Source organism: Pseudomonas sp. PA1(2017) (assembly GCF_001945375.1).
GTDB lineage: Bacteria > Pseudomonadota > Gammaproteobacteria > Pseudomonadales > Pseudomonadaceae > Aquipseudomonas.
This window is the reverse complement of record NZ_MSXU01000001.1, coordinates 831647-842797: the sequence shown is the minus strand read 5'-3', so window position 1 is coordinate 842797 and position 11151 is coordinate 831647. Positions and strand designations below refer to the sequence as shown.

Annotated in this window: 9 protein-coding genes; 8 read left to right on the top strand and 1 reads right to left on the bottom strand. The window is 64.1% G+C overall.

The window, feature by feature from the left end; genetic code table 11:
• Positions 1-9: 9 nt before the first annotated feature.
• The 6 genes from BVH01_RS03865 (at position 10) to BVH01_RS03840 (ending at position 7842) form a co-directional block, all read left to right on the top strand.
• Positions 10-1260, top strand: coding sequence for a TolC family protein (locus BVH01_RS03865; RefSeq protein ID WP_075929029.1), 1251 nt, complete (start codon positions 10-12; stop codon positions 1258-1260).
• Positions 1250-3406 carry a type I secretion system permease/ATPase gene (locus tag BVH01_RS03860; RefSeq protein ID WP_075929028.1) on the top strand — a complete coding sequence of 719 codons (2157 nt, stop codon included), beginning with the start codon at positions 1250-1252 and terminating at the stop codon, positions 3404-3406. Before BVH01_RS03865 ends, BVH01_RS03860 begins: the two co-directional genes overlap by 11 nt.
• Complete coding sequence (locus tag BVH01_RS03855; protein ID WP_075929027.1) at positions 3393-4571, top strand: HlyD family efflux transporter periplasmic adaptor subunit; 1179 nt, start codon at positions 3393-3395, stop codon at positions 4569-4571. Before BVH01_RS03860 ends, BVH01_RS03855 begins: the two co-directional genes overlap by 14 nt.
• 168 nt (positions 4572-4739) lie before the next feature.
• Entirely contained in the window at positions 4740-5207 is a 468-nt protein-coding gene (locus tag BVH01_RS03850; RefSeq protein WP_075929026.1) for a TadE/TadG family type IV pilus assembly protein, read from the top strand.
• A gap of 2 nt (positions 5208-5209) precedes the next feature.
• The gene (locus BVH01_RS03845) at positions 5210-7285 is read left to right on the top strand and encodes a pilus assembly protein TadG-related protein (protein ID WP_075929025.1); all 2076 of its coding nucleotides are present in this window, start codon (positions 5210-5212) and stop codon (positions 7283-7285) included.
• An 8-nt stretch (positions 7286-7293) separates the two neighbouring features.
• Positions 7294-7842 (top strand): TadE family protein, encoded by a 549-nt coding sequence (locus BVH01_RS03840; RefSeq protein WP_075929024.1) that lies wholly within the window; start codon positions 7294-7296, stop codon positions 7840-7842.
• Positions 7843-7854: 12 nt separating this feature from the next.
• Here BVH01_RS03840 and BVH01_RS03835 read toward each other — a convergent pair whose 3' ends face one another.
• Positions 7855-9747, bottom strand: a complete 1893-nt coding sequence (locus BVH01_RS03835; protein ID WP_075929023.1) for a PhoX family phosphatase — start codon at positions 9745-9747, stop codon at positions 7855-7857.
• 418 nt (positions 9748-10165) lie between these two features.
• Here BVH01_RS03835 and BVH01_RS03830 point away from each other — a divergent pair, with 418 nt between their 5' ends.
• A complete protein-coding gene (locus BVH01_RS03830; protein WP_075929022.1) occupies positions 10166-10375 on the top strand; it encodes a ParD-like family protein in 210 nt (69 codons plus the stop codon).
• Positions 10372-11139: a type I methionyl aminopeptidase gene (gene map, locus BVH01_RS03825; RefSeq protein ID WP_075929021.1), complete on the top strand. Its 768-nt coding sequence runs from the start codon at positions 10372-10374 to the stop codon at positions 11137-11139. Before BVH01_RS03830 ends, map begins: the two co-directional genes overlap by 4 nt.
• Positions 11140-11151: the final 12 nt, after the last annotated feature.

Below are 11151 nucleotides of genomic sequence, written 5' to 3'. Positions count from 1 at the left end.
TCGTACCGCATGCACACGCCTCATTGTCGATGGGCCGCGCGCCTGGCACTCACCCTGTGGCTGCCGGCGGCGGCCATGGCCATGCCACTGGACCAGGCCGTACGCAGCGGCCTGGCTATCCACCCGCAAGTGCGCGCCGCGGTGGCGGATGCGGCCCGCGCCGAGACCGAGGTGAAGATCGCCAAGGGCGGTTACTATCCGTCGCTGTCGCTGTCCGGCGGCCCGCAGGAGTTCGATATCGGCGAGACCGTCTATGACGTCACCGTCTCGCAGATGCTCTACGACTGGGGCCGCATCGACAGCCAGGTGGACAGCGCCAAGGCGACCCAGCGCCAGCTGTCGGCTACCGCCGAGGTGACCCGCGAAGACGCCGCCCTGGATATCGTCGAAACCTACCTGGACGTGCTGGTCGCGCAGCGCCGTATCGATGCCGTACGCCGGCATATTCGCCTGCTCGACGACATCCGCGGGATGACCGAAGCACGCGGCGCCGATGGTTATTCTGATCGCAGTGAACAGGACCGTGCCGGCCTGGAAATCGCCCGCGCCCAGGAGCAGTTGGCCCTGGAAAAAGGCGCCCTGCTCGATGCCGGCAACCAGTTCGCGCTGCTCGTCGGGGCGCCGCCGGAGGGCCTGGCCGAACCGCGCCCACAGTCCATGCAGCGCTACCTGGCGACCCGTGATTTGCCAGGGCTGATCACCGGCTCGCCGCTCTACCAGCGCGCCCTGGAAGATACCAACCTGGCCCAGGCCGAGCTGCGCGGCACCAAGGCCGCGCTGCTGCCGCAACTGAATCTGGAAGCCTCAGCCACACGCAGAGAGATCGGCGGGCGCCTGCAGAACGATTCGATGGTCAACCTGCGCCTGCGCATGGACACCATCCAGGGCTTGTCCAACTTCCAGCGTCCCACCGCTGCCGCGCAGCGCCTGGAGTCCGCGAGCTGGGGCCAGGACGCCATCCAGCGCGACATTCGCCGGCAGCTGCAGAGCCTGTTCGACATCGGCGATTCGCTGCTCTGGCGCGAACATGCGCTGGCCGTGCAGGTGCGTGATTCCGAGCAGGTCGGCGGCCTGTACCGCGAGCAGTTCGAAGTGGGCCGCCGCGACGTGATCGACCTGCTCACCGTGCAGCGCGAGCGTTTCGAAGCCGAGCGCCAGTTGATCGTCCTGCAGGTCGAGCGCTTGCGCCTGGAATACCGCGCTGCGGCGCAGATCGGCCTGCTCGGCCCCTTGCTGGAGAACGGCCTGAATGGATCCTGACACGCTGACCACGCCGGGCATGAACCAGGACCCGTTGCGCCAGGGCCTGGTGCTGCTATGCCGGCAGCTCGGCCGCCCGGTGACCGACGCCGAGCTGGCCGACGGTATCGCCCTCGAACAGGGCCGCCTGCCGCTGCGCATGGTGCCCCGCGCCCTGCGCCGCGCCGATATCGTCGCCCAGGTCAGCGAAGAAAAGCTGCAGCGCATCGACGATTACCTGTTGCCGGCTCTACTGTTGCTCAAGGACGGACGCTGCGTGGTGCTCGTCGGCCAGCACGGCGAGCAGGCGGAGATCCTCGTGCCGCACAGTGACGGCGGCATGCAGCAATTGCCGATTGCCGACCTGGAGCCGCTGTACAGCGGCATGGCGGTTTTCGCCAAGTGCCGCTATCGGCCGGATGGCCGCGCCGAGGAGTTCGCCAGCCCGACTCGCGAGCACTGGTTCTACGGTGCGCTCAAGCGCCTGCGACGCTCCTATGTGGAAGTGGCCGTGGCAGCCTTCATCGCCAACCTGCTGGCCATCGCCGCCGCCCTGTTTGCCATGCAGGTCTATGACCGCGTGGTGCCCAACGCGGCCTTCGAAACGCTGTGGGTGCTGGCCAGCGGCGTGGCCCTGGCCATCGTGCTGGAAAGCCTGTTGCGCGGGTTGCGCGCCCACCTGCTCACCACCCTGGGCAAGCGTCTGGACCTGCAGCTTTCATCATTGCTGTTCGAGCGCGTGCTCAATACCCGGCTGGGCGCCAAGCCGGCGTCGGTCGGGGCTTTCAGCACGCAGATTCGCGAGTTCGAGTCGGTGCGCGAATTCTTCACCTCATCGAGCGCGGCGGTGATCAGCGACCTGCCTTTCGTGTTCATTTTCCTGCTGATCATCGCCCTGATCGGCGGCCATGTGGTCTGGGTGCCGGTGGTCGCCGCCGTGCTGATGATCCTCCCCGGCCTGCTCGCCCAGGGTCGCCTGGCGCGTTTGTCGCGCCAGAACCTGCGCGAAGGGTCGGTGAAGAACGGCATCCTGCTCGAATCCATCGAACACCTGGAAACGGTCAAGGCCAGCCGCGCCGAAGGCCGCTGCATGCACCTGTGGGAAACCCTCACCGCGCAGCTCGCCGGCAGCGCCATGAAGACCCAGAGCCTGACCTCGGCGCTCAGCTACGGGGTGAGCACCGTGCAACAGCTGTGCTACGTGGGCGTGGTGGTGTTCGGCGTGTACCGCATCAGCGACGGGTACCTGAGCATGGGCGCGCTGGTCGCCTGCTCGATCCTGGCGGCGCGCACCATCGCGCCGCTGTCGCAGATCGCCGGTATTCTCGGCCGCTGGCAACACACCAAGGTCGCCCTCGAAGGCCTCGACCAGTTGATGACCGGCCCGGTCGAGCGCCCGGTCGGGCAGCGTTTCGTGCGCAAGGAACACCTGGCCGGCGACTACCGCCTCGAGCAGTTGCGCCTCGCCCATGACGACGCGCCACCCATCGTCGACATCAACGCCCTGAGCATCCGTGCGGGCGAACGGGTCGCTCTGCTGGGCGGCAACGGCGCCGGCAAATCTACCCTGCTGCGCCTGCTCGCCGGGTTGCTCGACCCGAGCGCCGGGCGGGTGATGGTCGACGACATCAGCCTGACCCAGATCGACCCCGCCGACCGCCGCCGGCATATCGGCTATCTGCCCCAGGACATCGCGCTGTTCTACGGCACCCTGCGCGACAACCTCAACCTGGAGGGCGCGGCGATCAGCGACGAGGAGCTGTTCGAAGCCCTCGACGGCGTCGGCCTCGGCGCCTGGGTGCGCAGCCATCCGCTGGGCCTGGACATGCCCATCCAGGGCAATGCCAGCCTGTCCGGTGGCCAGCGCCAGGCGGTCGGACTGGTACGCGTGCTGGTGCAGGATCCGCCCATCGTGCTGCTCGACGAACCGACATCGTCCTTCGACCAGGCCAGCGAAAAGAACGTGGTCGAATACCTGCAACACTGGGTCAGCGGGCGCACCCTGATCCTGGTGACCCACAAGAAGGTCATGCTCTCGCTGGTCGAGCGTGCGGTGGTGATGCGCCAGGGCCGGGTGATCATGGACGGCGCCCTGGATCAGGTGGTGCAGGACAACGTGGTGAGCGCGCCGCAGGAGCCGAGAGGAGGCAACCATGCCGTCCAATGATCGCCTGCGCCGGCAGCTCGACGATCCGCTGCTGAGCGCCACCCACCCGCTGTTCAGGCCCTTGCTGTGGACGGTGCTGGCCACTGTGCTGCTGTTCATCGGGTGGGCCGCCTGGGCCGAGCTCGATGAAGTGACCCGCGGTGACGGCCGCGTGGTGCCCTTTACCCGCATCCAGAAGATCCAGAGCCTGGAGGGCGGCATCCTCGACCGCCTGCTGGTCGGCGAGGGCGATCTGGTCGAAGTCGGTCAGCCCCTGGTGCGCCTCGACGAGACGCGCTTTCGTACCTCCTTTCAGGAATCAGCCAACCAGTCTGCGGCCCTGCGCGCCACCATCGCGCGCCTGGATGCCGAAGTGCTGGGCAAGGACCGCATCGACTTTGCCGAGGACATCGACCCGACCAGCCCCCTCGCTCGCTCCGAGCAGGAGTTGTTCAAATCCCGGCGCGACAAGCTGCAGGACGGTATCAGTGCGATCAACCGGCAGATCCGCCTGGCGCAGCAGCAGCTCAACCTGGTCGAGCCACTGGTGGCAAAACGCGCCGTGAGCCAGATGGAAGCGCTCAAGCTCAGCCAGGAAATCGCCACGCTCAACGGCAAACTGACCGAGCTGCGCAGCACCTACTTCCAGGACGCCTACACCGAGCGGCAGAGCAAGAAAAGCGAGCTCAGCGCCCTGGAGCCCATCGTCGCGCAGCGCCAGGATCAGCTGCGCCGAACCGAGATCCTGTCGCCGGTACGCGGCCGAGTGAACACCGTGCTGATCAACACCCGCGGCGGGGTGATCCAGCCCGGTGAGCCGATCATGGAAGTGATTCCGGTCGAGGATCAGTTGCTCATCGAAGCCCGTATCAAACCGCGCGACGTCGCCTTTCTGGTACCGGGCATGCCCACCAAGGTGAAGATCACTGCCTACGACTACAGCATCTACGGGTACCTGACCGGCACCCTGGAGCAGATCAGCGCCGACACCATTTTCGAGGAAACGGCCCAGGGCAAGGAGTTCTACTACGAGGTGCTGATCAAGACCGACGGCAGCCAGCTCAAACGCCGTGACGAGATCCTGCCGATCATTCCCGGCATGGTGGCCGAAGTGGACATTCTCAGCGGCAAGCGCACCGTGCTGAACTACCTGCTCAGGCCGCTGCTCAAGGCACAGCTCTACTAGGCCGTCGGATTAATCACAAAGTGCGGTGGAGAGGTGCATTCGCGCGTGCTATTACGAAGTCAGTGGCGCGTGCATCAGGCTTTTGGCAGTCGGCTTCGGGCCGATTTATCCACAGGCCGATCACGCCGCCGGAACGCATGGATCCAACCGCTTTCGGGGATCAGGGAAGTGCCTCACTCAGCTGGTTCTGGCTCGGCTTACAGGCAGCGAGGCGCTGCCGCCGTCGAGTTCTCGATCGCCTTCATCATCTTCTTCCTGATTCTCTACGGGCTGGTCGGTTACAGCATCCCGTTTCTGCTTGGCGCCACCTATCAGGAACTGGCTACCGAAGCCCTGCGTGACGCCATCCGCTCGCCCGACACCCGCGCCCCGTCACCCGAACAGATCGTCCTGTATCAACAACGTGTGCAGCAGAGCGTGCGCAATTCGTGGTTGCCGCAAGCCTGGGCGCAACCGTGCGAGGGTTACGACGGCTTCCTGAAAACCGGGGCGGTGTGGAGCGTGTGCGTGCGCCATGACGACCCGGAAAGCATCATGCCGCCCTTCTCGATTCTCGGCTGGAAGGTGCCTCAGTTGCCGGACGAGATCCGCGGCGAGGCGAAAATCCGTCTGTACAGCAATGGCGCGGGGGGCTGAGCATGCGCCGCTATGGTCCCGACCGTTACCGCCAGCGAGGCGCCTTCAGCATGCTGAGCGCGGCGACTCTGGTCATGGCCATCCTGTTTCTGGCCCTGGTGATCGACAGCGGCCGCCTGTACCTCGAGCAGCGCAACCTGCAGAAGCTGGCGGACACCGCGGCTCTGGAATCCATATCGCGGCTCGCCTCCGGCAATTGCTCGCTGGATACTGCCCTTGCCCAGGTCTATGCCGTGGAGAATGCCGCGTCCTATGGTTTCGTCCAGGGCGCCGGGCGCGCGCTGAGTTCGTCCTGCGTGAGCGTTTCGATCGTCGACGGCCTGCGCGTTCCAGTCGCCGACGCCGCCGATGGCCGGGCGGTTCGCGTGGTCACCAGCAGCCAGGTACCCGCCAGCATCGTGGTGCGCACCGGCAGCCTGTTCGGGCTGACCGGCAGCGACAGCGTAAGGCTGCAAGCCATTGCCGTGGCCGAGAAAGACAGCGACCCGCTGACGGTCTTCAGCGTCGGCGCGCAATTGCTGGATCTCAATGCCAACGGGCTGGTGCCGAGGTTACTCACAGCCGCCGGTGCGAACGTCAGCGCGCTGACGGTGCTCGATTCCCAGGGCCTGGCGAACGCCCAAATCACCCCCGCCGGCTTGCTGCAGGCGCTGGGAGTGGACGTCGGCATCAATCAGTTGAGGGCGCTTACGCCTGAAGGCCTGGCGAACCTGGTGGATACCCGGGTCGGCGCGGTAGGCATCCAGCGGCTGGTCGACGTTTCGGCCAACCTGATAGATCACGACCAGGCACTGGCCGCCGATATCAGGGCACTGGGCGCGACACTGGCGAACACGCAGTTGAAAGATGCCACGGTGAACCTGTTGGCGACCGAAGATCGTCCCGGCCTGCTCAAGCTGATAACCGGCCCCGGCCAGGCCGTGGGCTCTGCCCTGGACGCCAGGCTGGCGCTGGGCGAGGTGTTATCCACAGGCCTGGTGACTGCGGTTCAGGGGCGTGGATTGCTGGTGGATGAGCTCAATCTTCTCGGCGCAGTGAAGCTGAAGCTCGGCGTCGTGGAGCCACCGGCCATTGGCATCGGGCCAGTGGGCACCACGGCCTTTAATGCACAGACTCGCCTGCACATCGATATCGACAGCAACAATGTGCCCCTGGCGAGCTCTCTGCTCAATTTGCTCGGCACTTCGATCAAGCTGCCGATAATCATCGATCTGGTCAGTGCCAAGGGCGAGCTAACCGCCATCGACTGCTCGCGCGCCGAGCCCGAGGCGACCATCGAAGTCGAGTCCACGGTCGGCAACATCTGCATCGGCGAGATGCCCGGCGGCGCGATGTGGTCGACCCGGGCCAGTTGCACCGAGTCCACCATTCAGGAGACCAGTATCGTCAGGCTGCTGAACGTCGACCTGATCAAGGGCAAGGCCGTCGTGCCTCTGATCGCCACCGGCAACAATCCCGTGCGGGACGAACTGACCCTCGCTGAAGATGAATCCGAAATCACTCAAGTCAATAATCTGAAGATTGGCGATTCGGTCGCCAACCTGCTCTCCCAGGTCAGCCGAATGATCGGTGTCGGCGCGCCCAAGGACGCCAATGGCTATCCCCGCCTCACATCTGGCCAAGCAACTGAGATCGCGGACAAATACCTGGCCACCTACCCCAACAAGGACGCCATTCGCGCCGCCATGAAAGCGGACGGGCTGACCTGGCCCCGCCCGGTAGCACTGTTGCTGGACACGACGATGCCCGACGAGTGGCACAACAAATTGCTGCTGAACAACTGCACCACGAACAAGATGCAATGCCGCACCGAACTGATTTCCTCGTTGCAGACGCAACCGCAGGGCGGCCTGCTCAGCAGTGTCCTTACCGGCCTGGCCTCGTCCCTCGGCTTGAGCAGTAACTCCCAACCCCTTCTGCTCACCATCCTCAATCCGGTTCTCGATGCGCTCAAGCCCGTGCTCAACGCCGTGGGCAGTGCCGTCAGCAGCCTGCTCACCAACCTCGGCCTCGATCTCGGAAAAAGCGAAATCAAGGTACACAGCATCAGCTGCGGCATCCCGCAGTTGATTCGCTGAGGTGAGCGATGAAACGTCCAGGGAAAAGCAGCCAGCTGGGCGCCGTGGCCATCGAGTTCGCCATGTTGTTCGCGGTGTTCTTCGTGGTGGTGTACGGGATCATCGCTTACAGCATTCCGATGCTGTTACTGCTGACCTTCAAGCAGGTCAGCGCCGATGCCGCCCGCGCGACGTTGCAGGTCGACCCGGGCAATGCCGCCTACACTCAGCTGATCAGCCGGGAAGTCACGGCGGTCGTGCAACGCAGCTGGCTTCCGGAAAGCTGGCGCGGTGGCAATTGCCCGGCGCCCGAGCAGGACGCCGCCGGCCTGAACTGGAGCCCGTTGCCAGGCTCTGATGGCCAGCCGTCCTACGGCAACATCGCCCTCGACAGTCGCGACCCGACCGCACCGCGCTACGTGCTGCACGTCTGTCTGCAACGCGGCTACAACCACGACGGGCCCAGCGACCAGCGAGCCATCGTGCCCACTCTGCGGCTGCTGGGGATAACGATCCCCAGCCTGCCCGAGGACAACGGTGAAGTGGTCATCCGTGGCGCCACCACCGTCACCCTCTGAGCGGGGCCCTGATCAGGCGCCGATTACACCGCCATCGTCACGGGTGATGACCACCACCGTCGAGCGGGGATGCACGCCAGCCTGGTGATCCGGGAAGCTCGAGCCGCCCTCTTCGCCCGGGTGCTGGATGCCCACGAACATGCTCTTGTAATCCGGCGAGAAGGCCAGGCCGGTCACCTCGCAGCCGACCGGGCCGACCATGAAACGACGGATCTCGCCGGTGTGCGGGTCGGCGCAGAGCATCTGGTTATTGCCCATGCCGGCGTAGTCGCCCTTGTTGCTGTATTTGCCGTCGGTCTGGATCCACAGGCGGCCGCCACTGTCGAAACCAACGCCATCCGGGCTGTTGAACATGTTGTCGGCGTTGATCGCATGGCTACCCGCCTGGGGCGTTCCGGCATGCACCACCGGGTTGCCGGCAACCACGAACAGATCCCACTCGAAATCCATGGCGGCAGCGTCGTCAGCGTGCTCGCGCCAACGCAGAATCTGCCCGTACAGGTTGTTCGCCCGCGGGTTCGGGCCGCTGACCGGCTGCCCCGGCTCACCGCGCTTGCTGTTGTTGGTGAGGGTGCAGTAAACCTGGCCGTCCTTGGGGCTGACGGTGATCCACTCGGGGCGATCCATGCGCGTGGCGCCGACGTGGGTGCCGGCCTGCCGCGCGCGAATCACCACCTCGGCCTGATTGGCGAAGCCATGCTCGGCGGTCAGGCCATGCTTGCCGGCGGTCAGCTCGATCCAGCGGCCGCGGCCTTTCGGGTGATCGGCATCACCGTTGCCCTCGTCGAAACGCGCCACGTAAAGCGTGCCCTGATCGAGTATATGGCGATTGGCCTTGGCATTGCTGCGGTCCAGGCGGTCGCGGGTGATGAACTTGTAGATGAACTCGCCACGCTCGTCATCGCCCATGTACACCACCACGCGGCCATCGCGTGTTGTGGTCAGCGCCGCGTTCTCGTGCTTGAAACGGCCCAGGGCAGTGCGCTTGATCGGCTTGGCTTGCGGGTCGAACGGGTCGATCTCGACGATCCAGCCGTGGCGGTTCAGCTCGTTAGGGTTCTTGGCAATGTCGAAGCGTGGGTCGAAGCGGTGCCACTCGTTCTCGGCACTCGCGTGCAGCACGCTGAAACGCTTCTGATCAGGGCTGAATTGCAGGTTGGCATCACTGCTGCCAAAGCAGTCGCTGAAGTTCTCTTCGCAGGTCAGGTAGGTGCCCCAGGGCGTCTGACCGCTGGAGCAGTTCTGGAAGGTGCCGAGCACTTCGATACCGGCCGGGTCGGCCTCTGTCTTGAGCAGCTCGTGGCCCCGTGCCGGGCCGCTCACCTCGATCGGCAGGTTGCCATGCACACGACGGTTATAAGGCGAGCCCTGCACGAAGCCCCAGCCGGCACCACTGCGCCGCACCTCGATCACCGTCACGCCCTCGGCGTTCTGCGCCTTGCGCACGTCCTCGGCGGATTTCGGCAGGCCGCCATGGGCCAGCAGATAACGATAATTCACGTATTCGTTGTTGATGGCCATCAGCGCGCGGTCGGGGTCGCCAGGCCAGGGGAAGAAGCTCATGCCATCGGTGTTGTCACCGAACTGCAGCAACTGTTCAGCCGCGCTGTTGCTGCCATCGCCCTTGAAGGCCGGCCCGCCGGCCTGCAAAGGCTGGCCCCAGCTGATCAGCGGGCGGAACGAATAGCCCGGCGGCAGGGTGATGGTATCGGCCGTGGAGGCCGCCAGGTTGGCGAAACCCAGCAGAGGGCTGGGGACCGTGGCACCGATCGATTCGGCCAGTACGCTACGGCTCAGCAAACCGCCGCCAAGAAACAACGCTGCGCCGGTCAGCGCTCCGGCACCGATGAAACGGCGACGGGAAAGGGTCAGGCGTTCGAGGTCGGTCAATTGATCATCATGCATCACGGCGCTCCTGCGTTCTTCTGATGCGCAGGGACGCTAGGCAAGTTTGATGACGATTGGATGACGAAACCGCTAAATGCTCTTCTCATCACGGGGCTGTGAATTAATGGACAGCCATGCACAATTATCGTGATTCAAGCTGTGGATAAGCTGGTAGCGAGTTGCTGGGCGCTTAGTGCCCCGCCCTCTACGATTAATTGCTCAGTAATTGATCACATGCTCCTAGGTTATGCACAGATGTCTTGGATAAAATCTCTTATCACCTGTGGATATAGCTATGAAAGCCAGTAAAGACGCTGCTCATGGCTTTTCTGATCAATTCTTGACCAATAAGAATGGTCACAGCCCCGATGAACGAGCTGGGCAATAGTACACGGGAACTATATGATTCATATACGAAACGTATAGAGGCTTGACCATGGGTATCGTCAATATCGAAGACGAGCTGCACGACCAGATTCGCCGAGCAAGCAGCGTGTCGCACCGCTCCATCAATGCTCAGGCCGGGTTCTGGATTCGCATCGGCATGCTCTGTGAAATGAATCCGACCCTGAGCTTCAACCAAGTGATGGCCGCCGAGCTGCGTGCTGCCGGGGTATCGGCGCCCGGCCTGGCGAACGCGTCATGATCAAGACGCCGGAGGAAATTACCCTGATGGCCGAGGCCGGCCAGTTATTGGCCTCGGTCTTCACTCACCTCGATCAGCTGGAGCTGTGCGGGATGTCGACCCTGCAGGTCGACGGCATTGTGGATAACTTCATTGTCCACAACCTCAAGTCACGCCCGGCCAGTAAAGGCCAGTACGGTTTCGCCTATTCGCTCAACGCTTCCATCAACCAAGTGGTGTGCCACGGGGTGCCGAGCGCCAAAGACGTATTGCAGAACGGCGACCTGGTGAATTTCGATATCACTCTGGAAAAGAACGGCTATATCGCCGACTCCAGCAAGACCTACCTGATCGGTAGCGTTTCGCCGGAAGCAGAGCGCCTTACCCGCGTGACCTACGAGGCGCTATGGAAAGGTATCGCGGCGGTACGACCCGGCGGCCGGCTGGGCGACATTGGCCATGCCATCGAACGCCACGCCCGCGCCCACGGCTATTCGGTGGTACGTGAGTATTGCGGTCATGGCATCGGCAAACAGATGCATGAAGCACCGGAAGTGCTGCACTGGGGCAAGGCTGGAACCGGCCTGACCCTGCGCGAAGGCATGACCTTCACCATCGAGCCGATGATCAACCAGGGCAAGCCCGGTACTAAAACCTTGCGTGACGGTTGGACGGTAGTCACCAACGATGGGCTGCTGTCCGCGCAGTTCGAGCACACCGTTGCCGTCACCGCCGATGGCGTCCGCGTGCTGACCCTGCGACCGGATGAGACGCCGCTGCGCTGATACAGGTTTAAC

Bases quoted from the DNA above. Each gene is read 5' to 3' on its own strand.
- BVH01_RS03865 (WP_075929029.1), top strand. From the start codon at position 10: ATGCACACGCCTCATTGTCGATGGGCCGCGCGCCTGGCACTCACCCTG.
- BVH01_RS03860 (WP_075929028.1), top strand. From the start codon at position 1,250: ATGGATCCTGACACGCTGACCACGCCGGGCATGAACCAGGACCCGTTG.
- BVH01_RS03855 (WP_075929027.1), top strand. From the start codon at position 3,393: ATGCCGTCCAATGATCGCCTGCGCCGGCAGCTCGACGATCCGCTGCTG.
- BVH01_RS03845 (WP_075929025.1), top strand. From the start codon at position 5,210: ATGCGCCGCTATGGTCCCGACCGTTACCGCCAGCGAGGCGCCTTCAGC.
- BVH01_RS03840 (WP_075929024.1), top strand. From the start codon at position 7,294: ATGAAACGTCCAGGGAAAAGCAGCCAGCTGGGCGCCGTGGCCATCGAG.
- BVH01_RS03835 (WP_075929023.1), bottom strand. From the start codon at position 9,747: ATGCATGATGATCAATTGACCGACCTCGAACGCCTGACCCTTTCCCGT.
- BVH01_RS03830 (WP_075929022.1), top strand. From the start codon at position 10,166: ATGGGTATCGTCAATATCGAAGACGAGCTGCACGACCAGATTCGCCGA.
- map (WP_075929021.1), top strand. From the start codon at position 10,372: ATGATCAAGACGCCGGAGGAAATTACCCTGATGGCCGAGGCCGGCCAG.